This is a genomic window from Nonomuraea sp. NPDC049504 (genome assembly GCF_040676845.1).
Taxonomy (GTDB): domain Bacteria; phylum Actinomycetota; class Actinomycetes; order Streptosporangiales; family Streptosporangiaceae; genus Nonomuraea; species Nonomuraea salmonea.
Window position 1 is genome coordinate 48,119 of the sequence record NZ_JBFAPT010000013.1, and the last position, 24,574, is coordinate 72,692.

At 71.3% G+C, this 24,574-nt stretch carries 27 protein-coding genes; 8 read left to right on the top strand and 19 right to left on the bottom strand.

Translation table 11 applies throughout. From position 1 onward, the window contains the following. Nucleotides 1–45: 45 nt before the first annotated feature. The 4 genes from AB0K28_RS24435 to AB0K28_RS24450 form a co-directional block, all read right to left on the bottom strand. Nucleotides 46–1,266 carry an Ig-like domain-containing protein gene (locus tag AB0K28_RS24435; RefSeq protein WP_364373991.1) on the bottom strand — a complete coding sequence of 407 codons (1,221 nt, stop codon included), beginning with the start codon at nt 1,264–1,266 and terminating at the stop codon, nt 46–48. A 144-nt stretch (nt 1,267–1,410) separates the two neighbouring features. After that, nucleotides 1,411–1,824: a cytochrome c oxidase subunit 4 gene (locus AB0K28_RS24440; protein WP_345400957.1), complete on the bottom strand. Its 414-nt coding sequence runs from the start codon at nt 1,822–1,824 to the stop codon at nt 1,411–1,413. Continuing rightward, on the bottom strand, nt 1,824–3,413 hold the full coding sequence (gene ctaD, locus AB0K28_RS24445) for a cytochrome c oxidase subunit I (RefSeq protein WP_345409672.1): 1,590 nt from the start codon (nt 3,411–3,413) through the stop codon (nt 1,824–1,826). The genes AB0K28_RS24440 and ctaD overlap by 1 nt, the downstream gene beginning before the upstream one ends. A gap of 77 nt (nt 3,414–3,490) precedes the next feature. Next, complete coding sequence (locus tag AB0K28_RS24450) at nt 3,491–4,288, bottom strand: cytochrome c oxidase subunit II (protein WP_364373994.1); 798 nt, start codon at nt 4,286–4,288, stop codon at nt 3,491–3,493. Between the two features lie 175 nt (nt 4,289–4,463). On the opposite strand from AB0K28_RS24450, the gene AB0K28_RS24455 reads away from it, so the two are divergent. The 3 genes from AB0K28_RS24455 to AB0K28_RS24465 all read left to right on the top strand — a co-directional run bounded on the left by AB0K28_RS24455 (nt 4,464) and on the right by AB0K28_RS24465 (nt 6,355). Continuing rightward, nucleotides 4,464–5,606 (top strand): cysteine desulfurase family protein, encoded by a 1,143-nt coding sequence (locus tag AB0K28_RS24455; protein ID WP_364373997.1) that lies wholly within the window; start codon nt 4,464–4,466, stop codon nt 5,604–5,606. Further along, nucleotides 5,603–5,848 carry a sulfurtransferase TusA family protein gene (locus AB0K28_RS24460; RefSeq protein ID WP_195899870.1) on the top strand — a complete coding sequence of 82 codons (246 nt, stop codon included), beginning with the start codon at nt 5,603–5,605 and terminating at the stop codon, nt 5,846–5,848. The genes AB0K28_RS24455 and AB0K28_RS24460 overlap by 4 nt, the downstream gene beginning before the upstream one ends. A gap of 72 nt (nt 5,849–5,920) precedes the next feature. Further along, nucleotides 5,921–6,355: a CBS domain-containing protein gene (locus tag AB0K28_RS24465; RefSeq protein WP_364374001.1), complete on the top strand. Its 435-nt coding sequence runs from the start codon at nt 5,921–5,923 to the stop codon at nt 6,353–6,355. A gap of 146 nt (nt 6,356–6,501) precedes the next feature. Here the strand turns inward: AB0K28_RS24465 and AB0K28_RS24470 are convergent, their stop codons facing one another. Beyond that, entirely contained in the window at nt 6,502–7,488 is a 987-nt protein-coding gene (locus AB0K28_RS24470) for a carbohydrate kinase family protein (RefSeq protein WP_364374004.1), read from the bottom strand. A gap of 110 nt (nt 7,489–7,598) precedes the next feature. Continuing rightward, nucleotides 7,599–7,952, bottom strand: a complete 354-nt coding sequence (erpA, locus tag AB0K28_RS24475; RefSeq protein WP_043638338.1) for an iron-sulfur cluster insertion protein ErpA — start codon at nt 7,950–7,952, stop codon at nt 7,599–7,601. 164 nt (nt 7,953–8,116) lie between these two features. Here erpA and nadA point away from each other — a divergent pair, with 164 nt between their 5' ends. After that, nucleotides 8,117–9,268, top strand: coding sequence for a quinolinate synthase NadA (gene nadA / locus AB0K28_RS24480; protein WP_345400946.1), 1,152 nt, complete (start codon nt 8,117–8,119; stop codon nt 9,266–9,268). Between the two features lie 8 nt (nt 9,269–9,276). On the opposite strand, the gene AB0K28_RS24485 is transcribed toward nadA, so the two are convergent. The 7 genes from AB0K28_RS24485 to AB0K28_RS24515 form a co-directional block, all read right to left on the bottom strand. Then, nucleotides 9,277–9,888, bottom strand: a complete 612-nt coding sequence (locus AB0K28_RS24485) for an SIMPL domain-containing protein (protein WP_364374007.1) — start codon at nt 9,886–9,888, stop codon at nt 9,277–9,279. Nucleotides 9,889–9,953: 65 nt separating this feature from the next. Further along, entirely contained in the window at nt 9,954–11,852 is a 1,899-nt protein-coding gene (locus AB0K28_RS24490; RefSeq protein WP_364374010.1) for a serine/threonine-protein kinase, read from the bottom strand. Nucleotides 11,853–11,912: 60 nt separating this feature from the next. Further along, nucleotides 11,913–13,400 carry an alpha/beta fold hydrolase gene (locus AB0K28_RS24495; RefSeq protein WP_364374013.1) on the bottom strand — a complete coding sequence of 496 codons (1,488 nt, stop codon included), beginning with the start codon at nt 13,398–13,400 and terminating at the stop codon, nt 11,913–11,915. A 70-nt stretch (nt 13,401–13,470) separates the two neighbouring features. Then, nucleotides 13,471–14,031, bottom strand: a complete 561-nt coding sequence (locus AB0K28_RS24500) for a hypothetical protein (RefSeq protein ID WP_364374016.1) — start codon at nt 14,029–14,031, stop codon at nt 13,471–13,473. 5 nt (nt 14,032–14,036) lie between these two features. Continuing rightward, nucleotides 14,037–14,936 (bottom strand): zinc metalloprotease HtpX, encoded by a 900-nt coding sequence (gene htpX / locus AB0K28_RS24505; protein ID WP_364374019.1) that lies wholly within the window; start codon nt 14,934–14,936, stop codon nt 14,037–14,039. A gap of 4 nt (nt 14,937–14,940) precedes the next feature. Continuing rightward, a complete protein-coding gene (locus AB0K28_RS24510) occupies nt 14,941–15,219 on the bottom strand; it encodes a hypothetical protein (protein WP_355425016.1) in 279 nt (92 codons plus the stop codon). Then, the gene (locus tag AB0K28_RS24515; protein ID WP_364374024.1) at nt 15,216–16,043 is read right to left on the bottom strand and encodes a PspA/IM30 family protein; all 828 of its coding nucleotides are present in this window, start codon (nt 16,041–16,043) and stop codon (nt 15,216–15,218) included. The genes AB0K28_RS24510 and AB0K28_RS24515 overlap by 4 nt, the downstream gene beginning before the upstream one ends. A gap of 153 nt (nt 16,044–16,196) precedes the next feature. On the opposite strand from AB0K28_RS24515, the gene AB0K28_RS24520 reads away from it, so the two are divergent. Further along, on the top strand, nt 16,197–16,781 hold the full coding sequence (locus AB0K28_RS24520) for a DUF3043 domain-containing protein (protein WP_364374027.1): 585 nt from the start codon (nt 16,197–16,199) through the stop codon (nt 16,779–16,781). 31 nt (nt 16,782–16,812) lie between these two features. On the opposite strand, the gene AB0K28_RS24525 is transcribed toward AB0K28_RS24520, so the two are convergent. Next, the gene (locus AB0K28_RS24525; protein WP_364374030.1) at nt 16,813–17,823 is read right to left on the bottom strand and encodes an SMI1/KNR4 family protein; all 1,011 of its coding nucleotides are present in this window, start codon (nt 17,821–17,823) and stop codon (nt 16,813–16,815) included. Between the two features lie 57 nt (nt 17,824–17,880). Here AB0K28_RS24525 and AB0K28_RS24530 point away from each other — a divergent pair, with 57 nt between their 5' ends. Continuing rightward, nucleotides 17,881–18,879 (top strand): aldo/keto reductase family protein, encoded by a 999-nt coding sequence (locus AB0K28_RS24530; RefSeq protein WP_364374033.1) that lies wholly within the window; start codon nt 17,881–17,883, stop codon nt 18,877–18,879. Nucleotides 18,880–18,948: 69 nt separating this feature from the next. Here AB0K28_RS24530 and AB0K28_RS24535 read toward each other — a convergent pair whose 3' ends face one another. Further along, nucleotides 18,949–19,161, bottom strand: coding sequence for a hypothetical protein (locus AB0K28_RS24535; RefSeq protein ID WP_364374036.1), 213 nt, complete (start codon nt 19,159–19,161; stop codon nt 18,949–18,951). Nucleotides 19,162–19,358: 197 nt separating this feature from the next. Here AB0K28_RS24535 and AB0K28_RS24540 point away from each other — a divergent pair, with 197 nt between their 5' ends. Next, nucleotides 19,359–20,354, top strand: coding sequence for a bifunctional adenosylcobinamide kinase/adenosylcobinamide-phosphate guanylyltransferase (locus AB0K28_RS24540; protein ID WP_364374039.1), 996 nt, complete (start codon nt 19,359–19,361; stop codon nt 20,352–20,354). A gap of 15 nt (nt 20,355–20,369) precedes the next feature. Here AB0K28_RS24540 and AB0K28_RS24545 read toward each other — a convergent pair whose 3' ends face one another. Beyond that, entirely contained in the window at nt 20,370–21,170 is an 801-nt protein-coding gene (locus tag AB0K28_RS24545) for an ATP-binding cassette domain-containing protein (RefSeq protein ID WP_345400907.1), read from the bottom strand. Nucleotides 21,171–21,204: 34 nt separating this feature from the next. On the opposite strand from AB0K28_RS24545, the gene AB0K28_RS24550 reads away from it, so the two are divergent. Further along, nucleotides 21,205–22,182: an adenosylcobinamide-GDP ribazoletransferase gene (locus AB0K28_RS24550; RefSeq protein WP_364374043.1), complete on the top strand. Its 978-nt coding sequence runs from the start codon at nt 21,205–21,207 to the stop codon at nt 22,180–22,182. A gap of 24 nt (nt 22,183–22,206) precedes the next feature. On the opposite strand, the gene AB0K28_RS24555 is transcribed toward AB0K28_RS24550, so the two are convergent. From AB0K28_RS24555 to AB0K28_RS24565, 3 genes are read right to left on the bottom strand one after another with little or no spacing between them, the layout of a single operon-like run. Further along, nucleotides 22,207–23,175, bottom strand: a complete 969-nt coding sequence (locus AB0K28_RS24555; protein ID WP_364374046.1) for a CPBP family intramembrane glutamic endopeptidase — start codon at nt 23,173–23,175, stop codon at nt 22,207–22,209. After that, nucleotides 23,172–24,131: a hypothetical protein gene (locus tag AB0K28_RS24560; protein ID WP_364374049.1), complete on the bottom strand. Its 960-nt coding sequence runs from the start codon at nt 24,129–24,131 to the stop codon at nt 23,172–23,174. Before AB0K28_RS24560 ends, AB0K28_RS24555 begins: the two co-directional genes overlap by 4 nt. After that, nucleotides 24,128–24,475 carry a GntR family transcriptional regulator gene (locus AB0K28_RS24565; RefSeq protein ID WP_345400901.1) on the bottom strand — a complete coding sequence of 116 codons (348 nt, stop codon included), beginning with the start codon at nt 24,473–24,475 and terminating at the stop codon, nt 24,128–24,130. Before AB0K28_RS24565 ends, AB0K28_RS24560 begins: the two co-directional genes overlap by 4 nt. Nucleotides 24,476–24,574 lie beyond the last annotated feature (99 nt).

A 24,574-nucleotide genomic window follows, 5' to 3' on the forward strand; every position in this document is an offset into this window, starting at 1 on the left:
CTCACTCGGAGTGGCGGCGCCGTTCCCGTGCTCTGAGCGGCGCTCTCAGGGCAGCGTGACGGTGGGGCCCGCCTTGAGCGAGCTCCACTTGAGCCACTGCTTCCAGTCCTCCTGCCAGTGCCCCCAGCCGTTCGTGGGCTCCAGCTTGCGGGGCGAGCCGGTGATGATGATCGGGTCGCCGATCAGCGTGTTCTTCAGGAACCAGATCGCGTTGGCCGGGCTGACGTTCACGCAGCCGTGGCTGACGTTGGCGTGGCCCTGCGAGCCGACCGACCAGGGCGCGCTGTGCACGTACTCGCCGCTGTTGGAGATGCGGACGGTGTTGTAGACGGTCAGCCGGTAGTAGCCGGGCGAGCCGGGCCCGATGCCGGGCGAGGTCATGATCGTGACGGGCTCACGCGACATGGCCAGGTGGATGCCGGAGGTCGTGTGGTACTTCCACTGGCCGCCCTGGCCGGCGCTCATGGGCATCGTCCTGACCTTCTTGCCGTCCCGCCTGACCACCAGCACGTGCTCGTTGACGCTGCCCTTGGTGATCTGCTGGCGGCCGATCTTGAAGTCGAGCCGTACGTCGCGCTTGCCGTACATGCCGGGCCCGCCGCGCACCCCCGCCAGTTTGGCCTCCACCCGCACCTTGGTCCTGGCCGGCCAGTACTTCTTCGGCCGGAAGTCCACGTGCTGGTCGTCGAACCAGTGCCAGGCCCCCTCCACCGGCTTGGAGCTGCGCACGGTGAGGTTGCGCTCGACGGCGACCCGGTCGGCGATGGGCTGGTCGAAGGCGATCATGACGGGCATGCCGACCCCGACGGTCAGTCCTGTGTCGTCCTTGTTCGGGGTGATCCGCTCGATGTCGAACGTCTTGGTGCCCTTGGCCGTGGAGAAGGCGCTGGTGGTCCTGCTCTCCTTGCCCGTGGCGTCCAGGGAGACCGCGGTCACCGTGTACGACGCGCTCGGCTTGGCGGTGCCGAGGCTGCGCCAGCGCGTACGGTCGGCGCTCAGCACGCCCTTGAGCGGCCCCGCCTTGCCTCCGTCCACCTTGACGCTCTTCAGCGTGCCGCCGTTGGCGGCGACGACCACGGGCCGGTCGGTGGGGACGTTCGCGGCCTTGTCCGCCGGAGAGACCCCCACGGGGGCGCTCTGCGCGCCGCCCGCCATCGCGACGCCCTCCTTGGGGGCGCCGGCCGGCTCACTCGCCGAGCACCCGGCCGAGCACGCCGCCAGCAGGGCCATGGCCAGCAGGCCGCATCCATACGTACTGCGCCCCACGAGTACTCCCTCGCCCACTATCGAACCGCTTCTGCCTCCTTTATTACCCTGAGTGATCGAATCACCACATCCGTACACCGGTAAAGAACACCAAAAAACGGGCGTCCTCCCCCAAGGGAGGACGCCCGTTCCCAGACGTACGGCCTAGTGCGAGAAGTGGCCCCGGTAGTACTGGAACACGAACCCGATCATGGCCATGATGACCAGGAAGAGCCCGATCAGGAACATCCAGAAGCCGATCACGAACCCGGCGAAGGCGAACGCCGCCGCCAGGCACAGGAACAACGGCCACCAGCTGCTCGGGCTGAAGAAGCCGATCTCGCCGGCGCCCTCGCTGATGTCGGCCTGCTTGTCGTCCTCCGGCTGCGCGCCGATGCGGCGCGAGGTGAACATCAGGTAGTAGCCCACCATGAAGGCGAACCCGACCGAGATGGCCATCGCGGTGGTGCCGACCGGCTCACCCTGCCCGGTGGCCGCCTTGGTCCAGAACCAGTACGCGATGTCGACGCCGGCGAAGAAGATCCCGCACAGCAGGAACAGCCAACCCTGGACCTTCATCAGGCCTCAACCTCCCCGGCGGACTTGCTGGACGCGTGCGGGTAGTGCAGGTCGAACGCGGGACGCTCGGACCGGATGCGCGGCAGCGAGGTGAAGTTGTGCCGCGGCGGCGGGCAGGAGGTCGCCCATTCGAGCGAGCCGCCGTAGCCCCAGGGGTCGTCGACGGTGACCTTGGGCGCGCTGCGCCAGGTCTTCCAGACGTTGTAGAAGAACGGCAGCGTCGAGGCGCCGAGCACGAACGCGCCCACCGACGAGAGCATGTTGAGGTCGGTGAAGCCGTCGGCCGCGCTGTAGTCGGCGTAGCGGCGCGGGAAGCCGAGCATGCCGAGCCAGTGCTGGACGAGGAACGTCGCGTGGAAGCCGATGAACAGCAGCCAGAAGTGCAGCTTGCCGAGCTTGTCGTCGAGCATCTTGCCGGTGAACTTGGGCCACCAGAAGTAGAACCCGGCGAACATCGCGAACACGACGGTGCCGAAGACCACGTAGTGGAAGTGGGCGACGACGAAGTAGGTGTCGCTGATGTGGAAGTCGAGCGGCGGCGAGGCCAGGATGACGCCGGTCAGGCCGCCGAGCAGGAACGTGATGAGGAAGCCGACCGAGAACAGCATCGGCGACTCGAACGTCAGGTGCCCGCGCCACATCGTGCCGATCCAGTTGAAGAACTTCACACCGGTCGGTACCGCGATGAGGAACGTCATGAACGAGAAGAACGGCAGCAACACCTGCCCGGTCGGGAACATGTGGTGCGCCCAGACCGTGATGGACAGACCGGCGATCGAGATCGTCGCGGCCACGAGGCTGATGTAACCGAAGATCGGCTTGCGGCTGAAGACCGGCAGGACCTCGGTCACGATGCCGAAGAACGGCAGCGCGATGATGTAGACCTCGGGGTGCCCGAAGAACCAGAACAGGTGCTGCCAGAGCAGCGCGCCGCCGTTCTCGGAGTCGAAGATGTGGGTGCCGAGCTTGCGGTCGGACTCCAGCGCCAGCAGCGCGGCGGCCAGCACCGGGAACGCCATCAGCACGAGCATGCTGGTGAGCAGGACGTTCCAGGTGAAGATCGGCATGCGGAACATGGTCATGCCGGGCGCGCGCATGCAGATGATCGTGGTGATGAAGTTGACCGCGCCGAGGATGGTGCCCAGACCCGACAGGGCCAGGCCCATGATCCACAGGTCACCGCCGATGCCCGGCGAGTTGATCGCGTTGGACAGCGGCGTGTAGGCGAACCAGCCGAACGAGGCGGCGCCGCCCGGGGTGAAGAAGCCGGAGACCGCGATGAGGCTGCCGAACAGGTAGAGCCAGTAGCTCACCATGTTGAGGCGCGGGAACGCCACGTCGGGGGCGCCGATCTGCAGCGGCATCAGCTCGTTGGCGAAGCCGGCGAACAGCGGCGTCGCGAACATCAGCAGCATGATCGTGCCGTGCATGGTGAACAGCTGGTTGAACTGCTCGTTGCTGGTGAACTGCAGGCCGGGCTGCGCCAGCTCGGCCCGCATGACCAGGGCCATCACGCCGCCGATGAGGAAGAAGGCGAACGACGTGATCAGGTACATGTGCCCGATGATCTTGTGATCGGTCGAGGACATCCACTTGGCGATGATCTGGCCCTTGGTGGTGGGCCGGACCCGCGGCGTCGTCGTCAGGGGTGGTTCTTGGATGGCGGTCACTGGGCACTCCCAGCCTGGTGGGTCGCGATGTACTGGTCGAACTCAGCCTGCGGCACGAGCTTCACCGAGAAGAGCATCCGGCTGTGGTCGACACCGCAGAGCTCGGCGCAGCGGCCGGCGAAGGTGCCGGTCCTGTCGAGCGTGGTGATCTCGAACTTGCGGCCGGGGTTGTCCTCGGGGATGCCGGGGATGACGTCACGCTTGAAGAGGAACTCCGGCACCCAGAACGAGTGGATGACGTCGTCGGTCGACAGGTCGAACTCGACCTTCGTCTTCGTCGGCAGGACCAGCTGGGGGCCCTGGTTGTAGTCGCTGACCGGCACGCCCGCGACCGGCTCGATCGTCTTGCCGTTGACGGTCGTGGTGAAGCGCCAGCTCCACTGGAACGCCTCGACCTTGACCTTGACCGGCGCGTCGCCGCTCACCTTGGTGAGCGTCTCGCTGTCGCGCGCGGTGAAGAAGAAGAACACCGAGACCATGACCAGCGGGATCACGGTGTAAAGGATCTCGATGGGCAGGTTGTAGCGCACCTGCGGCGGAAGCTCGGCCTTGGCCCTGCGCTTGCGGTGGAACATCGAGGCCCACAAGATCAGGACGATGACCACTGCGCCCGTGGCGAGTGCGGCGATCCAGGCCCCGTTCCACAGGCTCTGAACGACGCCGCCCTGCTCGGTGACGTGTTCGGGAAGAAGGCCGCGAGACCAGGAGGCCTCGGGGACGTCATTAGCACACGCCGTAGCAGTGGCCAGCAGCAACGCCAAAGCGGCGGCGCGCGGCACCCTGCGCCGGGCCAACGAACGCCGCGTCGTACGGCGAGTCGGACTCACGGATCGCCTACCCCACAGATGAAGCCCAAGAGTCTTTCCCTTGGGCGCTCGTATTTCCAGATGCACAGCTGATTGCAGACACATTAGCGTGCAGGTGCCTTGCCCCACCGCGCGACCCCTCCATGGCGCCGGAAGTGGGACGATGAGTCTCGTGGCGTATTTCGACGCGGCTTCAACCGAGCCGCTGCACCCCCAGGCGCGCGAGGCGCTGCTGGCGGCCGTCGACGCCGGCTGGGCCGACCCCGCGAGACTCTACGGCGCTGCCCGCCGCGCGCACCTGCTGCTGGAGCAGGCCCGCACAGAGGTGGCCGAGCTGCTCGGCGCGCGGCCCGACGAGGTGTCGTTCACCTCATCCGGCACGCAGGCCGTGCATCTCGGCGTCCTCGGCACCCTACACGGCAGGCGCAGGGCCGGGAGCCACATGGTCACGAGCGCGGTCGAGCATTCGAGCGTGCTGCACGCCGGCGAGGTGCACGAACGCGCGGGCGGCACGGTCGAGACGGTGGGCGTGAGCCTGACCGGCCGGGTCGACGCCGGCGCGTTCGCCGCGGCCGTGGCGCGTCCTGGCACGGCGCTGGCCTGCCTGCAGACGGCCAACCACGAGGTCGGCACGCTGCAGCCGGTCGCCGAGGCGGCCGAGGCGTGCCGCGAGCACGGCGTGCCGCTGCTGGTGGACGCGGCGCAGACGGCCGGCCGGCTGCCCGTCCCGCAGGGCTGGTCGGTGCTGTCGGCCAGCGCCCACAAGTGGGGCGGCCCCGCCGGGGTGGGCGTGCTGGCGGTGCGCAAGGGCACCAGGTTCCGCTCCCACCTGCCCGACGACGAGCGCGAGCGGCGGCGGGTGCCGGGGTTCGAGAACGTGCCCGCGGCGGTCGCGGCGGCGGCGGCGCTGCGCGCCTCGCTCGACGAGGCGGAGCGTGAGCAGGCGCGGCTCTCCGCGCTGGTCGACCGGATCAGGGAGACCGTCCCGAAGATCGTGCCCGACGTCGAGGTCATCGGCGAGCCGGTCGAGCGGGCGCCGCACATCGTGACCTTCTCGTGCCTCTACGTCGACGGCGAGGCGCTGCTGACCGAGCTCGACAAGGCCGGATTCGCCGTATCGTCCGGGAGTTCGTGCACCGCTAGTACGCTTCGTCCATCGCACGTTCTTGAAGCGATGGGCGTGCTGACGCATGGGAATGTCCGGGTGTCGCTGCCCAGGGGCACATCAGCGGCCGAGGTCGACGAGTTCCTCGCCGTGCTGCCCGAGCTGGTGCGCCGCATCCGCCAGGACGCAGGAGTCGCATGACCGAGGTTACCCAGCCGGCTTTGACGATCGACGCGCTCGGGAAGAAGTGCCCGATCCCGATCATCATGCTCGCCGAGCAGATCAACTACGTCCCGCTCAACGCGGTGGTGGCGGTGCTGGCCGACGATCCCGCGGCGTACACGGACGTGCCGGCGTGGTGCAGGCTGAAGTCGCATCGCCACGTGGGCTCGTACGAGCTGCCGGACGGGGGCTGGGCGATCCACGTCCGGCGCAATTACTAGAGCATGCCCGATTTGTCCCGATATGTCGGGTAGGAGACTTCCGAAGGAAGCCGCCGACATCCAGGGGAAGCCATGAGCAGCGCACAGCCGCAAGAATGCGCACGCGACGTCATGAGCACGGGCGCCGAGTGCATCAGCGCGCAAGAGACCCTCGACCGCGCCGCGCAGATGATGCGCGAGCACGAGGTGGGGGCACTGCCCGTATGCGGGCCCGACGACCAGGTGACGGGCATCATCACCGACCGCGACATCGTGGTCAAATGCGTCGCGGCCGGCCACGACCCGGCCGAGACCACGGCGGGCGAGCTAGCCACCGGGCTGGTGTGGGTGCCGCCGGACGCCTCGGTGGAAGAGGCGCTCGCCCGCATGGAGGAGCACCAGATCAAGCGGCTGCCGGTGATGGACGGCGGCCGGCTGGTCGGCATGATCAGCGAGGCGGACCTGGCCGCGCACCTGAGCGACGACAAGCTCGCCGAGTTCGTCCACCGCGTCTACGCCCCGCGCTGACCGCGCGGAAAAGAGCCGGACCGCCGTCGAGCGGCCCGGCTCACGGCATGCGGGTCAGGGCCGGACCGCCGTCGAGCGTTCCTGCTCACCTGTGTCCGGGTCGGGGCCGGACCGCCACTGAGCGGCCCGGCTCACCTGCGTGCGGGTCAGGGGTGGTAGCAGCGCACGTGCTGGGCGATCTCGGCGGCCGCGTCGGCGCCGTACGCGGCCGCGAACCGCTCGAGGAAGACCTGCTGGCCCAGCTCGTACTCCTGACCGCCCACGCGCTCCAGCACGTGGGTGGCGGTGAGGTTGCCGATCTGCCCGCACCGCTCCAGCGACAGGTCCCAGGCCAGGCCGGCCAGGAAACCGGCGCGGAAGGCGTCGCCGACGCCCGTGGGGTCGGCCTTGCCGCGCTCGGGAGCGGGGGCGACCTGGATGGCCGGCTCGCCCTTGCGGTCGATGACGGCGCCCTTGGGGCCGAGCGTGGTGATGCGCACGCCCACGCGGTCGAGGACCTCGGCGTCGGACCAGCCGGTCTTCTGCTCGATGAGCCCCTTCTCGTAGTCGTTGGAGAACAGGTAGGCGGCGCCGTCGACGAGCTGGCGGATCTGCTCGTCCTCCATGCGGGCGAGCTGCTGGGAGATGTCGGCGGCGAACGGGATGCCGCGCTGGCGGCACTCCTCGGTGTGGCGCAGCATCGCGTCGGGATCGTTGGGGCTGATCAGCACCAGGTCGAGCCCGTCCACGCGGTCGGAGACCGGCTTGAGCTCGATCAGCCTGGCCTCGGCCATGGCCCCCGTGTAGAAGGAGGCGATCTGGTTGTGGTGCTCGTCGGTGGTGCACAGGAAGCGCGCGGTGTGCTGGGTCTCGGAGACGTGCACGGAGTCGCAGTCGACGCCGTGGCGCTCCAGCCAGGAGCGGTAGTCGGCGAAGTCGTTGCCCACGGCGCCCACGAGGATCGGCCGCAGGCCGAGACAGGCCATTCCGAAGGCGATGTTCGCCGCGCAACCGCCGCGACGGATCTGCAGGTCATCGACCAGGAAGGAGAGCGACACCCGGTCGAGCTGCTCGGCGATGAGCTGCTCGCCGAAACTGCCGGGGAAGGTCATCAGGTGGTCTGTCGCGATGGAGCCGGTTACGGCGATGCGCACGGGATTCTTCTTCCTCGTTGTCAGCAGGCCAAAGAGCCCCACGAGAATACGCGAAGGTCCCGCCCGCTCAAAGGCGGACGGGACCTGGCGGCCTTTATGGCGCGACCCGTTTAGTTGAACGAGTCACCGCAGGCGCACGAGCCCGTGGCGTTGGGGTTGTCGATGGTGAAGCCCTGCTTCTCGATGGTGTCGACGAAGTCGATGGAGGCGCCCATCAGGTAGGGGGCGCTCATCCGGTCGGTGACCACACTGACACCGCCGAAGTCGGACACGACGTCGCCGTCCATCGAACGGTCGTCGAAGAAGAGCTGGTAGCGCAGGCCGGAACAGCCTCCCGGCTGCACGGCGACCCGCAGCTGCAGACCCTCTTCGCCCTGCTGCTCGAGCAGGCTCTTGACCTTGGCGGCGGCCGCGTCAGTCAGGATCAGGCCCTGTGCCGTGGTCTCGCTGCTCTCAACCGTCATCTGCTGACTCCCTAACCCGGCTGTCTGTTTTCGACGTCCTACTGATGACGCTACCAACACCTGGGGGTGTCCACACATTCCCGGGTGTCGGACGCCCCGGAATAAACCGTTTCGGGGGTGTGTCATCATGAGTATCGTCAAACCGACGATAAGGGGGTAAGGCGATGGCCACCCAGACTGGACTGCCGCTCTTCGTCCTCGGCAGGGGCGCCGATCCGCACAGCGAGAAGGGGGTCGACTGTCCCGGCGAGCTGCCGCCCGCCTCCGACCCCGGGCTGGTGGAGCGTGCCCGCAAGGCCAAGGAGGCACTCGGCGACCGCCTGTTCGTGCTCGGCCACCACTACCAGCGCGACGAGGTCATCCAGTTCGCCGACGTGACGGGTGACTCGTTCAAGCTGGCCCAGCAGGCGGCGGCGCGTCCCGAGGCGGAGTTCATCGTCTTCTGCGGCGTGCACTTCATGGCCGAGTCGGCCGACATCCTGACCGGCGACGCCCAGAAGGTGATCCTGCCGGACCTCGCGGCGGGCTGCTCCATGGCCGACATGGCGACCTACGACCAGGTCGAGGAGTGCTGGGAGGCGCTTGAGGACGCCGGGCTGGCGGAGTCGGTGGTGCCGGTCACGTACATGAACTCAAGCGCCGACATCAAGGCGTTCTGCGGGCGCAACGGCGGCGCGGTGTGCACCTCCTCCAACGCCAGGCGCGCCCTGGACTGGGCGTTCGAGCAGGGCGAGAAGGTGCTGTTCCTGCCCGACCAGCACCTGGGCCGCAACACGGCGGTGCTGGAGATGGGCATGACGCTCGAGGACTGCGTGGTGTGGAACCCGCACCGCCCCAACGGCGGCCTGACCCAGGAGGAGCTGGAGCGGGCGAAGATGATCCTGTGGCGCGGCCACTGCTCGGTGCACGGCCGCTTCACCGCCGAGTCCGTGGACGACGTACGCGCCCGCATCCCCGGCGTCAACGTGCTCGTGCACCCCGAGTGCCGCCACGAGGTCGTGCTCAAGGCCGACCACATCGGCTCCACCGAGCACATCATCAAGACGCTGCAGGCCGCGCCCTCCGGGTCGAGCTGGGCCGTCGGCACCGAGCTGAACCTGGTCAAGCGGCTCGCCCAGATGTTCCCCGACAAGAACATCTCGTTCCTCGACAGGACCGTCTGCTACTGCTCCACGATGAACCGCATCGACCTGCCGCACCTGGTGTGGGCGCTGGAGTCGCTGGTGCTCGGCGAGGTCGTCAACCAGATCACCGTGGACGACGACACCACCCACTGGGCCAAGGTCGCGCTCGACCGCATGCTGGCGCTGCCGTAACGCCCGGTCTACGCGAAGTCGTAGCCCACTTCCACGAAGACCGTGACCGGCCGCATGCCGGGGCTGACCGAGGCCCCGGCCTCGGCCACCATCGCCGCCGCGCGCATCGGCTGCGGCGGCGCCTCTCGCAGCTCGCTCACCGACACCACCCGGCCGAGCGGCCGGCCGGCCAGCGCGGCATATTGGGCGGCCTTGGCGGCGGCGTCCCTGAACGCGCGCTCCCTGGCCTCGGCCAGCGCCGCGGCCGGGTCGGACAGCTCGAACGCCACGCCGTTCAGCCTCGCCTCCTCGCCCACCCCCGCCACGGTGTCGATGACGTGGTCGGCCCTGCCCGCATATGGGCCGACGTCGCGGACGACGGCCTCGACGCCCTGCGCCGCCCGGTAGGCCGCGACCTTGGGATAGGCCTCGTACTCGGGGCCCAGGGACAGCTCGACCGTCGTCACGTCGCGGGCGGCCACCCCCGCGCGTCCCAGCGCCTCGGTGAGCCGGGCGGCGGCGGCTCGGGCGGCTTCGAACGCGTCTGCGGCGGAGGACCTGCGGACCTCGACGCCCGCGTAGAGCCGCAGGGTGTCGGGCGCGGCCAGGACCGAGCCCTCGCCGACCACGGTGATGTCCACGGGCGCCCCCTCGCGGTTGGGTCCAGGCCCCGATCCTAGGCCCCGATCGTAGGTCGCGCCCCGCCTCATGCGGTGGGCCTGGCGAAGCGGAAACCCATCGTGTCGAACTCGGCCTTGTCCCTGGCCGTCGCCAGCACCCGGCCCGCCCGGCCCCGCATGTCCACGACGACCGCCTCGTACCCGCCGTCCTTGGCCCGCCACACCGCGAGGTGGTCGTCGTCCCACCAGCCGATGAGCCGTTCCGCGGCGACCGGGACCGTCACCGCGCCGGTGGCGCCGCCACTCGTCGAGTGCGCGCACAGCGCGGTGCCGGTGGCCGTGCAGTGCGCCAGGAACCGGCCGCCCGACGGCGAGACGTCGTCGCCCTCCACCCACACCGGGGTTCCGACGTCCTTGAGCGTGCGCTGGACCTTGCCGTCGAGGCCGTAGAACGTCATCGCGCCGCCCGTCCAGGTGCCCACCGCGCGGCCGCCGGCGTCCCAGAAGAAGCGCCACTCCCCCGCGCCCTGCTCGCCGACCTGGAAGACCTCGCCCCTGCCCGTGGCGACGTCGATGACGCCGAAGCCATACGCCTGCGCGGCGCCGCCCTCGCCCTTGTAGAGGGTGACCAGCGCCCGCTCGCCGTCCGGCGACCAGCGGGGCGTGGCCGGGTAGACCGGCTTCGGGCTGAGCTTGACCACGCGTCTCGCGCCGGTGGCGTGGTCGACGATGGAGACGGTGGCGAACAGGTCGGTGCTGTAGTCCACGTCGGTGGCCAGGGCGAGGTTCGTCCTGGGGTCCAGGGCGTACTCGAAGTAGCGGGTCTCGCGGGCGAACTCGCCGGTGTCGTGCTTCCTGACGTAGAGGCGCTCGCCGCCGTCCAGGGTGTAGGAGGCGAGCTTGAGCGGGTCGCCGTCGCGCTCGCTGATCCGCACGGACGTGCCGGGCAGCGTGTACGACCGCGTGGCGGGCGTCGCCGGGGCCGTGAGGGCGGCGGCCGACGGCGTGGAGGTGACGGTACGCGGCGGCGGGCCGCTCAGCCGTACGGCGACCAGCGTGCCCGTGGCGGCCAGCGCCAGCACCCCGGCCGCCGCCGCCCACCCGATCCGCCGCCCGCGGGCGGGGTTCCTGGAGGCGGTGCTGCCCTCCTGGAGGAGGTCAGGGGTCTGCGGCCGGGCGTGGCCGAGCAGGCGCATGAGGGCCTCGGCGGCCGACGGCCTGGTGTCCGGGTCCTTGGCCAGGCAGTCGGCGACCAGCGCGCGCAGGGCCGGGTCGTCGATGCAGGTGACGTCGGGCTCGGCGTGCAGGATGCGGTGCACCACGGCCGCCACGCCGTCCTGGCCGAACGGCGGCCGTCCCGACGCGGCGAACAGCAGCGTGCCTGCCCAGGCGAACATGTCCGACTTCGGGCCCGGCCCCTCCTCGTCGAGCTGCTCGGGCGCCATGTACGACGGCGTGCCCACCACCGTCCCGGTGAGCGTCGAGGCCAGGTCGAGCGCCTTGGCGATGCCGAAGTCGATGACGCGGGGCCCGTCGGGGGCGAGCACCACGTTCGACGGCTTGAAGTCGCGGTGCACGATGCCGGCCTGGTGGATGGCGACCAGCGCGGTGACGGTGCCGACCGCCAGCCGGTGCAGCGCGGCGCCGGTGCGGGGGCCCTGCTCGCGTACGACGTCGGACAGGGTGCGGCCGTCGATGTACTCGCTCACGATGTACGGCCGCCCGCCCGCCAGCCCGGTCTCGATGACCTGCGCGGTGCAGAACGGCGCCACCCGCCGCGCCATCGCCACCTCGCGGACGAACCGCTCGGACGCCTCGGCGTCGCCCGCCAGGTCGGCGCGCAGCAGCTTGACCGCGGCCTGCGTCCCGTCGGGGCCGGTCGCGAGGTACACGATGCCCTGCCCGCCCTCGCCGAGCCGCCCGGTCAGGCGGTACGCGCCCGCCTCCGCCGGGTCCCCTGGACGCAGGGGCGCGAGGTCAGGCATCGGCTCAACCCCCACAAACGGCGACTTTCCCGCCATTCTGCTGGCTTGGGGCCCTCGCCGTCACGCGTTCACGGCGTCGGCGATCACCTGCGGGGCGCGGAGAGGCAGGCGGCGGCCGGCCACCGGCAGGCGTACGTGGGCGGCTCCCAGGGCGGCGGCCAGCCGCGTCTGGCAGGCGTCGGCGTCGTCCCCGCTGATCACGGTGACGGGGACGGCGGGGAACGGCTTGCCGGCGCGCAGCAGCAGCAGGTCGGCCGCCATGTCGCGGCGGGCGAGCCACTCCCCCGCCATCGCGGCGGGCACCTTGCCCATGGTGTAGACGCCCGACGGGTCGGGCCGGCCGGTGAGCAGCCGGTGCGCGGCGGACCCCGCCAGGCGGGCCACCACGGCCGCGCCCCAGGTGCCGCCCAGCACGGGCAGCCACCGCCCCGCGGTCCTGGCGGCGGCGAGCGGCCTGCGCCCCGCGACGCAGGCCGGGTCCACCAGGACGAGCCCGGCCAGGCACAGCGGGTGCAGGCGGGCGAACGCCTCCGCGTGCCAGCAGGCCACGCCGTGCGCGACGAGGGTGACGCGTTCGGGGTGCGCGGGGGCGAGCGCGACCAGGCGGGCGACCTCGGCGTACAGGGTGGGCGGCGCCACCGGCCGGGCGCTGCGGCCGAGCCCCGGCCGATCGAAGCGCACGACCCGGCGGGACCCGGCCAGCAGCCCCGCCACGGCGTCCCAGTGGAACCACGCCCCGCCCGGGCCCGCCGTGATCAGCACGGCGGGCCCTGCCCCCTCCTCGACGACATGGGTCTGCGTGTGATGGGACACCTGCACGCGGGCGGCGGCGTCCGGAGGGAGCGGGGGAAGCACGCGGGCGCCGCCCACCCCGCCCATGCGGCCGGGAGCGACCCGCAGGCAGGCGTCCTCCCCGTACGGGTCGTCGCCGGTGACGGGCGCCGGCGAGGGCTCGGCGACGAGGAGGTGGAGCGCCACGTACACCAGCCAGAACGCGATCACCGTGAGCTGGGCGCGATGCGCGAGCCCGGCGCCGTGCCCCGCGATCAGCGCGATGACCAGCAGCAGCGTGGCGACCAGGCTCAGCCAGGTGAGCGCCCATGACAGCCACGACCGCCACCGCGCGCCGAGCAGCGCCATGGCGGCGAGGACGGCGAGCGTGCCGGAGGCCCCGGTCAGGGCGTGCAGCAGGTGGCTGAGTGAAGTGCCCGAGCCGCCGCAGGCGGGGTCGCTGAGCGTGGCGCAGTCGAGCGGGAACAGCCCGCCCAGGAAGGTGGACACGCCGAACGCGGCCAGCGCCAGCCAGCCCGGCCACTCGCGGGCCACCCTGGGCACCAGCAGCACCCCCAGGACGCACGCGAGCCCCGACAGCGCGTCGCCGACCCGGAACAGCCGGCTCCACGGCTGGTCACGGGCGGCCAGCTCGCTGACGTACCCGTGGGTCCTGTCCACCGCGGGCGTGGTGAACTGGCCGGTGATCCAGGCGCTGCCCAGCACCGCCGCCATGATGAACGCGCACGCGGCGAACACGTACAACCTTCGCTCCACGTGACAATTAGATCACTGTACGCGAAAGTCGCAGGTAAGCGCCCCTAACTGCGCCCCCGTCAGCGCCCCGTCAGAGCCCCGGCGCCCCCCACACCGGGAACCACCGGCTGAGATCCTTCTCCAGCGGCAGCTCACCCTCCAGAGCGCCTCTGGCCTGCAGTTCGAGCGCGTTGTCGCGCTTCTGCCCGGCGAGCGGCGCGAACGGGTAGAAGGTGCCGCGTTTGTACAGGTAGACGACGGCCAGCCGGCCGCCGCCGTCAGGCCGCGCGAACGACACCAGCGAGCAGAGCAGCGACGGCCCGAACCCGGCGCCCTCCAGCGAGGAGTTGACCGCGTGCAGCTCGGTGACCAGGTCGCTGAGCGCCTCGGACGGCCGGCGGACGAGCAGCCAGGTGTAGCCGTAGCCGTCGTCGGACTCCTCGACGCGCTCCCCCAGCAGCGCCTTGACGTCGCGTTCGACGGTGGCGAACGCGCCGCCCTCGGCGGCGCGGAAGGCCACCGAACCGAGCCCGGTCGGCTCGAGCCCGGTCGCCGCCTGCAGCGTCACCGCCGCCGACGGCAGCGCGAACAGCGCGTCGAGGTTGGGCTTGACCGGCTTCGACCGGCCGAGCAGCGCGTCGAGCCAGCCCATGGGCCTCAGCCCCTTCCCAGTTGCCGGGAGATGGCGGCCAGCTGCTCAAGGCGGCGCTCGAGCGGCGGATGCGTGGAGAACAGCGCGGCCAGCGTCGCGCCCTTGGCCAGCGCGGGCGCGAAGTAGAAGGCGTTGAACGGCTCCGCCTCCCGCAGGTCGCGGGTCGGGATCCTGGCCATGTCGCCGGACACCTTGGTCAGCGCGCTGGCCAGCGCGGACGGGCGCTGCGTGAGCAGGGCGCCGGCCCGGTCGGCGGCCAGTTCGCGGTAGCGCGACAGGGCGCGGGTGAGCAGGAAGCTGATCGCGTACACGACGATGGACACCAGCAGGATGATCACGCCGATGGGCAGTCCGCCCTGGCCGCCGTTGCGGCGGCCGCCGAGCCCCGTGTAGAGCGCGAACCTGGTCATCAGCCCCGCCACGATGCCGAGGAACGAGGCGATCGTCATGACGGCCACGTCGCGGTGGGCGACGTGGGACAGCTCGTGCGCGATCACGCCCTCCAGCTCCTGCGGCTCCAGGCGGCGCAGGATGCCGGTCGTCACGCAGACGACGGCGTGCTTCTGGTCACGGCCGGTGGCGAACGCGTTGGGGACGTCGGACTCGGCGATCGCCACCCGTGGTTTCGGCATGTCGGCCAGTGCGCAGAGCCGGTCGATCAGGGCGTGCAGCTCGGGCGCCTCCTGCGGTGAGACCTCCCGGCCGTGCATCGCGAACAGGGCGATGCGGTCGGACAGGAAGTACTGCACCAGCAGGAAGGCGCCGGCCAGCACCAGCACGGTCAGCGCCTGGGCGCCCAGGGCGATCAGGACGCCGACGAACACGACGTAGAGCAGCCCGAGCAGGAACATCGTCACGACCATCCGGCGGGTGAGGCCGGAGTCGGACGCGAACCGCGTGCTCACGGCGTCAGCCCGGGATGAGGCCCTGGTCGCCCAGCATCTCCCGGACCTCCTCGATCGAGGCGTCCGCGGGGGGAAGGATCAGCTCTGACGGCTCAAGGCTGTCGTCGGGAAGCGCTTTGCCCACGTGGCGCACCTTGTCGAGCAGCGCGTGCAGCTTGACGCGGAAGGCCTTCTCGTCGCCCGCGTCGATGGCCGCCTCGAGCTCGGTGTCGAGCTCGTTGAGTACGGCGATGTCGTCGGCGGAGATCTCGATCTGACCCTCGCCCATGATTCTGACGATCATGCGCCCTCCCCAGGCTGACGGTACTGCTGGGTGGGGCCGGCCTGCTGCTGCTGCTGAGGCTGTGCCTGCGGCTGGGCCTGCTGCTGCGGCTGTCCCTGCTCGATGGACGGCTGCGGCGCGGAGCCCTGGCCGAGCTCGGCCTTCATCCTGGCCAGCTCCAGCTCGACGTCCATGCCGCCGCCCATGCGGTCGAGCTCGGCCTGGATGTCGTCGCCGCGGGTGCCGCTGAAGTCGTCGAGCGCGCCGCTGGCGAGCAGCTCGTCGATGGCGCCGGCGCGGGCCTGCATCTGCGCCGTCTTGTCCTCGGCGCGCTGGATCGCGAGGCCGACGTCGCCCATCTCCTCGGAGATGCCGGAGAACGCCTCGTTGATGCGCGTCTGGGCCTCGGCGGCGGTGTAGGTGGCCTTGATGGTCTCCTTCTTCGTGCGGAAGGAGTCGACCTTGGCCTGCAGCCGCTGGGAGGCCGTGGTCAGCTTCTCCTCCTCGGCCTGCAGGTTGTCGTGCTGAACCTTCAGGTCGGCCATCTGCGTCTGCAGGTTGGAGCGCCGCTGCAGCGCCTCACGGGCAAGGTCCTCGCGGCCGACGGACAGCGCCTTGCGGCCCTGCTCCTCCAGCCTCCTGGCCTGGTTCTCCAAGCCGGTTATCTGCAGCTCCACCCTCTTGCGCGAGGTGGCGACGTCGGCCACCCCCCTGCGCACCTTCTGCAGCAGCTCGAGCTGCCGCTGATAGGAGTAGTCAAGGGTCTCGCGCGGATCCTCCATCTTGTCCAAGGCCTTGTTGGCCTTGGACTTGAAGATCATCGAAAGTCTCTTCATCACGCTCATGCGCGTCGGCCGTCCCCTTCTAGGTCGTGCTGGTGTCAATCCCGATGCAGCGCAGCCGCCTTGGGATTACCCTACGCATAACGCACGAGGGCGTCACTAAGTTGCAGTCCAGGTAGGGTTGACGTCGTGTTGCGACGCCGTTCCCAAACCTCCGTGGACGACACCCCCGTCCCCGATGACGATCCTAAGCCCCAGGGTAAAGGTCGTCCCACACCCAAGCGCCGGGATGCCGAAGGCAGGCGCCGCCAGTACGTCTCCGCGCCGAAAGACCGCAAAGAGGCATACCGGCAGATGCGTGCCAAACAGGCCACCGAGCGAGAAAAGGCCCGTCAGGGCATGCTCGCCGGTGACGAGCGGTATCTTCCCGTTCGCGACAAGGGTCCCGCCCGCAAATTCGCGCGCGACTGGGTCGACGCCCGGCGGCTGCCGAGCCAGTACTTCCTGCCGTTCTCGCTGGTGATCCTGCTGGCCACGTGGATTCCCTGGCCGATGGCGATCCGCGCCCAGGTGCTGGGCTACGTCGTCACGATCGGCTGGCCGATCATGATGCTCGGCGTGCTGTTCACCTCGGTCTTCGTGGCCTTCAAGGTGAAGAAGGAGGTCGCCGAGAAGCTGCCCGACGAGAGCGTCAAGGGCGTGGGCTTCTACGCGGCGATGCGGGCCCTGCAGATCCGCAAGCTGCGCTTCCCGCCGCCGCGGGTGCTGCCCGGCGGCCGGCCCGTGCCGCCGAAGAAGTAGCGGCCTCAGGAACGGCCGTAGCAGCGGCCGTTCACGGATCGCCCTGCTCCACGATCTCCCAGCGCAGCACGCCTCGCTCGACCGCGGGCCGCCAGCCGTCGAAATCCTTCCCTTCCTCCAGGGCGTCGGCGACGGCCCGCATGAGTGCGTGGTACGACGGCCGCCGTGGCGCCATGCCGCCGATCGTGTCGTCCCAGCCGACGCTGCCGTCGGCGGAGTCGACCAGCGCGTACGGCGAGTACTCCTCCATGTCGGCGAAGACGAGGACCGGGATCAACCGGCCGCTCCACAGCTCGTCCCAGGGGTCGTCACCGCGATCCGTGGAGTCGAGCCCGCACTCATGGCGCCAGGTGTCCCTGATCTCGCGGACGCTGAGATTCGACGCGCCGTCGAACCACGCGCCGAACCCGAACCCGGCCGCACCGTCGTGGCGCAGCAGCGAGGCGCGCAGGTCGTCGGGGAAGTGCACGCCCATCTGCGCCTCGGCGATCGCGATCGTGCGGGCTTTGCCGGGCCGCCCGAGCCCGCGGTACGTCCGCGGCGCGTTCACTTTCAGCCACCGCTCGATGCGCCGCCACTGCCGGTTCACCGCCCGCCTGACCTTGAGGTCGATCGGCCGGACGGTCACCGGTCCCGTGACCGGCGAGCAGTAGGGGTCGGGCGTCGGTGCCGGCTCGGGGGCCGGCTCGGGGGCCGGCTCGGGGGCCGGCTCAGGGGTAGGGGACGGCGGCGCGGCCGTCCGCTGGGCCGCGGCGACCAGCGCGCTGTGCCGTTCGCGCTGAGCCTGCAGCCGGGCGCCCGAGGTGTCCTCGTACGGCAGCAGCGCGGCCACCAGGACCACCGCCACGACCCCCGCGACGGCCGCCCAGACCGGCCACACCGGCCTGCTGCGCACCGGGCGGCCCGGCCACCACGCGGCGGGCCCCTGAGTGGCCCTGCGCGGGGCCGGCGGCCTGGCGGGCATGCGGGCGCGCCGGCGCAGCCGGACCGCGACGGCGGCCAGGATCGCGGCCGTGAGCGCCAGCCGTACGAGCTTCAGCACGTCGCGCACCCTATCCCGAATCAGATCATCCGATGTTCCACCATTAGAGTCGGACGCATGGAATTCCGACACCTTGGTCGCAGCGGTCTCATGGTCAGCGAGATCAGCTACGGCAACTGGATCACTCACGGCTCCCAGGTCGAGGAGGACGCCGCCAAGCAGTGCGTGCAGGCGGCCCTCGACGAGGGCATCACCACCTTCGACACCGCCGACGTCTACGCCGGGACCAAGGCCGAGGAGGTGCTGGGACGCGCGCTCAAGGGCGTTCGCAGGGAGTCGCTGGAGATCTTCACCAAGGTCTACTGGCCGACCGGGCCCGGCAAGAACGACCGCGGGTTGTCGCGCAAGCACATCTTCGAGTCGATCCACGGCTCGCTGCGCCGCCTGCAGACCGACTACGTGGACCTCTACCAGGCGCACCGCTTCGACTACGAGACCCCGCTGGAGGAGACGCTCAAGACGTTCGACGACCTCGTCCGCCAGGGCAAGGTCCTCTACATCGGCGTCAGCGAGTGGACGGCCGAGCAGATCGGCCGCGCCCTGAAGATCGCCGACGAGATGGGTTTCGACCGGCTCGTGTCCAACCAGCCGCAGTACTCCATGCTGTGGCGGGTCATCGAATCGGAGGTCGTGCCGCTCAGCGAGAAGGAGGGCGTGGGCCAGATCGTCTGGTCGCCGATCACCCAGGGCGTGCTGACCGGTAAGTACCTGCCCGGCCAGCAGGCGCCCGAGGGCTCGCGGGCGACCGACAAGACCGGCGGCGCGATGATCGCCCGGTTCATGCGCGACGACGTGCTGACCCGCGTCCAGGAGCTCAAGCCGATCGCCGCCGACCTGGGCCTGAGCATGGCGCAGCTGGCCGTCGCCTGGGTGCTGCAGAACCCGAACGTCTCCAGCGCCATCGTCGGCGCCACCCGCCCCGAGCAGGTGCGCGACAACGTCAAGGCGGCGGGCGTCAAGCTCGACGCCGACGTGCTGAAGAAGATCGACGACGTGCTCGGCGACGTGGTCGAGCGTGACGCGTCGAAGACGGCGAGCCCGAGCAGCCGCCCGTAGGTTCTCCACGACGAAACCCCTTGAGCCGGACTTTCCGCTCAAGGGGTTTTTCGTTTCTCCCGCCCCTGCTTAAGGTGACTCGGGGCGCAAGGACAATCCCGTGTACTCCACTCGGTCCTCCTCAAGCAACGCGACCTGCTCGACACCCGATTCGAGCAGCTCACGCCAGTTTTCACCGATCCAGGACTCGGCGTCCGCCTGGCTGGGAAAAACCTCTCGCGGCAAAGGGCGATCTGTCACCTCAGCACCACGCGCATTTTCATAACGCCACCGCCATGTCATGCCATACGCTCCTTTTCCGCGGGTTCGCCGGCGCACCCTCCGCAGGCACTGGGAACCCTACTCCCGAGCTTTCCGGTCAATCGATGCCGCGCGCGTTCCCGTGTTGCGGCAGGGGCCGCCTGGACGGCGGCCGCCTTCCCTCTGTCTCCCCCGTTCGGTGCCCGCCTCACCCCCGGTCCTTTTGTACGCTCGGCGCGGTGAAAGTCCTTCTCACCGGTACGGCGGGCGCCTCGGGCCGGCCCGAGCCCGGCTGCCGCTGCGCCTCCTGCGCCGCACCGCCCCCTGACCGTCGCCGCCCGTTCGGCTTCGTGGTGGACGGCGTCGTGACGTACCCCTTCCGCGACCCGCCCGACGGCTACCGGCCGTGCGCCGGCGGCCTGGGCCTGGTCTGCCCCGACGGCACCCGTCTCCTCCACCTCCCTCAGGGGGCCTCCGTGCCCGTCCAGGAGACCTCCCGGTACGACGTCGTGCTGATCGACCTCCTCGACCGTCCTGAGCGCCTCGGGGAGCTGCGCCGCGCCGGGCTGGCGGACGCGGCGACCACGGTGGTGGCCGTCGGGCTCGACCACCGGATCCGGTCGGAGGAGGAGCTGGCCGGACGGCTGCGGCTGTGGGGCGCGATCACCGTCCCCGACGGGACGGAGGTGACGCCGGGCCAGGGGGTCGCGCCGCTGACGCCGCTCCGGGCGCTGCTGCTGGGCGGGTCCAGATCGGGGAAGTCGGCGGAGGCGGAGGCCAGACTGGCGGCCGAGCCGCACGTCACGTACGTCGCCACCGGCCCTGACGGCACGGGCGACGGCGAGTGGGCGGCGCGGGTGCGGGCGCATCGGGAGCGCAGGCCCGCGTACTGGGCCACCTTGGAGACGACCGCGCTCGCGGCGGCGATCCGCGCGGCCACCACGCCGCTGCTGATCGACGGGCTGGGGACGTGGCTGGCCGCCGTGTTCGACGAGCACGGCGCCTGGGAGGGCGACCGCGCCCCGGTGATCGCCCGCTGCGACGAGCTGGTGGCCGCGTGGCGGCAGACGCCTCAGCCCTTGGTGGCGGTCTCGGACGAGGTCGGCATGGGCGTGGTGCCCGCGACGGCCAGCGGCCGCGCGTTCAGGGACGCCCTGGGCCGCCTGAACGAGCGCCTGGCGGCCGAATCGGAGTACGCCGCCCTGGTGGTCGCCGGCCGCGTGCTCGCCCTCTGAGGGCTTCGCAGGGCGTCAGGGGCGGGTGGCGCGGGCGTACCAGCGGCCGTCGATCCTGTCGACCTGGAGCGGGCGGCCGAAGCAGTCGCTGAGCAGGTCGGAGGTGAGCACGTCGGCGACCGGCCCGGCGGCGAGCACCCTGGCGTCGCGCATCAGCATGGCGTGCGTGGTCGTCGCGGGCACCTCCTCCAAATGGTGCGTGACGGTCACGGTGGTGAGCACGGGCCTGATGGCGGCGAGGTGTTCGACGGCGCTGATGAGGTCTTCGCGGGCGGGCAGGTCGAGCCCGGCGAACGGCTCGTCGAGCAGCAGCACCGCGGGGTCGGACATGAGCGCCCTGGCCACTCTGACGCGGGCCCGCTCGCCCTGGGAGCACACGCGGAAGGGCCGCTCGGCCAGCTCCTTGCAGCCGAGGTCGGCGAGGAGTCGGTGGGCGCGGTCGTGCTCGGCGTCGCCGTACCGGTCCCACAGGGGCGCGCTCGTGCCGGTGTGGCCGGTGAGCACCACCGTGTGCGCGCTCGCCCCCTCCTCCTCCATCAGCTCCTCGTCGATGAGCCGCTGGCTGGAGGTGACCAGCCCGATGTGGCGGCGCAACTCGCGTACGTCGACCCGGCCGAGCCGGTGGCCGAGCACGCTGACCGCGCCCTCGCTCGGGTGACGTACGGCGCCCACGAGGGAGAGCAACGTCGTCTTGCCCGCCCCGTTGGGCCCCAGGACCGCCCAGTGATCGCCGTAGTCCACCTGCCAGTCGACGCCGTCCAGCAGCGTTTTGCCGACGACCCGGACGCCCACGCCTTCCAGTTCAACCACGTGCATCCCGCCACACTAGTGGGCCCTAGGATCCTCCGTTATGCGGTCAATGGACGGGCTGCGGTTCGCCGTGGGCACGCTGAGCGTCTTCCCCGTACGCGTGGAGCGGGTGGACCGCCAGGTGGCGGGCCGGGCGATGGCCCTGGCCCCGGGCGTCGGGCTGGTGCTCGGCCTGGCGGGCGGGCTGCCGCTGGTGCTGTTCGGCGAGCGGCCGTTGCTGGCGGCGGCGCTGGCGCTCGCGTTGCTGGCGCTGCTCACCCGCGCGCTGCACCTCGACGGGCTGGCCGATCTCGCGGACGGCCTGGGCAGCGCAAAACCGGCCGACCAGGCGCTCGACATCATGAAAAAGTCGGACATCGGACCTTTCGGTGTCGTGGCGCTGGTGTTCACACTGCTCGTCCAGGTCACGGCCCTGGTCTCCGTCAGCCCGCCGGGCGATGCCTCTCACTCGGCCCCCTACGCGCGTTACGCCGCGCTGGTGACCGCCTGCCTGGCCGGGCGGCTCGCGCTGACGTGGGCCTGCCGGGCCGGTGTGCCCGCCGCCCGGCCCGACGGCCTGGGCGCGATGGTCGCGGGCACCGTACGCCGCCCGGCCGTCGTGCTCGTCACGCTGGCCGCCGTGCTCGCCGCCGCCGCGATCGGCCTGCTCGCCGCCCCGGGCCCGGCGCCCGTGGACGACCGCCCGGCCGTGGACGGTCTCGTCGTGGACGGTCTCGTCAACGTGACGGCGGTGGTGGTCCAGGGATGCCCCTTGGACTTCGCGGCCTTCCCCGACTGCCCCGAGCCGGCCGTGCCCGGCATGCGCTACGAGGAGGCGAGCGGTCTCCTGCCGGGCGGCGTCGCGGCGCTCGGGCGGACACTGGCGGCCCCTGTCGCGCTGCTCGCCGGGCTGGCCGCCGCCCTGCTGCTGCTCGGCCGCGCGCGGCGCCGCCTCGGCGGCGTCACGGGGGACGTGCTCGGCGCGCTCGTGGAGACGGCCGTCACGGTGACGCTGGTGGCGTACGCGCTGCTCGCCTGACGCCTCAGCCCGCCTCAGCCCGCCTCAGCCCGCCTCGCCGGACCGCCCAGGCCCGGACGGAGCCGACTCCGGCTCGGCGTCCTCGGAGACGTCGTGCGCCGGCGGGGCGGCGGGAGCCCGTCCGGTCAACGGGAGGAAGCGGAGCAGAGCCGCGCCCACCAGGGCGAGCAGCACCCAGCCCACCACGCCGGTGATGCCGGCGAAGATCTCGTTCGGCGGGTGGGCGGCGTCGCCGAGCAGCAGGACGGGCCCGGCGACGGCGTTGAGCGACGCGTGGGCCACCACCGCGGGCCACACGCTGCCCGACCGCAGCCGCAGCCAGCCGATGACGACGCCGCCCACCGTGCAGAAGCCGATGAACGCGAGCGCCGCCCACGAGCCGAGCCGCGGGTAGTTGTAGCCGAGCAGGGTGATCGGGGCGTGCCACAGCCCCCAGATGAGCCCGGAGTAGACCAGCCCCATGACGGCGCCGTTGGCGACGGTGAGCCGGGGCAGCAGCCAGCCGCGCCAGCCCCACTCCTCCCCCAGCGCCGGGATCAGGATCGGCACGGGCCCCAGCAGCGCCGCCAGCACGAGCTGCATGACGGCCACGGAGGTCATCTCGTCAGGAGGCTGCACGCCGCGCGCCCGCAGCACCTCGGCGAGCAGGCTGAACCCGCCGAGGTCCAGCGAGACCAGGCCGGCGGCGGCGCTCAAGCCCATGGCGAGCAGCGTCAGCAGCGGCACGCCGAGCCAGGCGGCCAGCACGAGCCGCAGGGTGCGGCCCCTGCTCTCGCCGAGGGTCAGGCCCGTCTCCTTCGCCCACCGGCGAAGCGGGGTGCGAGCGGCGATCCACACGCCGAGCACGCCGATCGTGGGCGTGAGCATCATCAGCGCGGCGAGCGCCTGCACCTTGGACGGCGTGCCGAGGCCGTCGCTCAGCCAGAGGGGCAGGGCCGCGGCCCAGGACAGGCCGAAGGCGAGGACGAGGTAGACGAGCAGCGGTCTCTTCATGGCTGGGCACGCTCCGCGACGAGGGCGTTGATGAGGGCGGCGCCGCGCTCGGCGTCGTCGATGCTGATCGCGAGCTGCCCACCGGAACGGTAGCGGAGCACGAGGCACTCGCCGCCGCGCAACATGATGGTGGCGGCTCCCGGCACGCCGCGGAAGCCCCAGCCGCCGGCATCGGCGGGCGAGCGCCGCTCGGCCCAGGCCGACTCGACGGACGACAGCCTGATCCGCCGCGCGGGCCAGCCGAACGGCCCGAAGCCGATCCTGATCAGGCCGTCGCCGACGCGCACGGACACGGCCATGGTGGCGAGCCCGACGACGAGGAGGATGACGGAGCCCGGCAGGACCGCGGCCATGAGGGAGCCGCCATGGCCGCGCAGCCCGAGCAGGGTCATGACCACGGTGACGGCGAACACGGCGACGACGGCCACGGTGAGCCCCCGGTTGACCACCCGGCTGACCCAGACGGCCCGCTGGCCGGACCGCAGCCGCAGCACGGGCGGCGCCTGGCTGCCCGGCGCCGGCTCGTCGGGCTCTCCCTTGGCGAGGACGGCGGCCAGCGCCGTGGCCGCGAGCATGCCTCCGAGTATGGCGGCGATGTGCCAGCCCGGCAGCGTGGCGGCCGTCCAGTCGGGGACGTCGAGGTTGGCTGACAGCGTCGAGCCCTGGGCCCCCATCAGCAGCACGCCCGTCCCGAACAGCAGGCCCCACCAGGTCATCCTGGACGCGCGACGCACCTGCGCCCGCCCGCTCAGCGCGACCATGGCCACCGCGAGCACCACCCAGATTCCGGCGCTGACGGCCACGTGCCCGGCGAACGAGGTGGACCCGTCGGGCGAGGTGCCCGACCAGTGGGTGGCCATCGGATCGGGCAGCCGGTCGCGTACGGCGCAGGCGGGCAGGACGAGCGCGGCGGTCACGGCCAGCCCCCACGCGGCGGCGACGGCACGGGCTATCACGTCAGTTCCTCCAGGATGGTGATGAGGTCGTCACGGCTGTAGCCGTGCTTCTTGGCCTCCTCGAGCAGTTCGCGGGCCCGCTGGGCGAGCAGGGCGCGCCCGTCGGCGCGCCGCGCGACGCTGACGCCGCGGCCTCTCCTGAACTCCAGCAGCCCCTCGTCGCGCAGGTCGCGCAGGGCGCGCAGCACGGTGTTGGGGTTGATGCCCAGAGCGCCGGCCAGGTCGCGGGCCGGCGGCAGGCGGTCGCCCGGCCGGTAGGAGCCCTCGCCAATGGCACGGCGGATCGCGCCGGCCACCTGCTCGTGGAGCGGCCGGGCGTCGTTGAGGTCGAGCGTCAGCAACATGGTGCCAATGACACTAGCACCATTATGTGCAGGGTCCTGAGCTGCGATTGGTGGGATGAACCCCTGTTTGTGAGTACGCAGAAACCGTGGATAGCATCG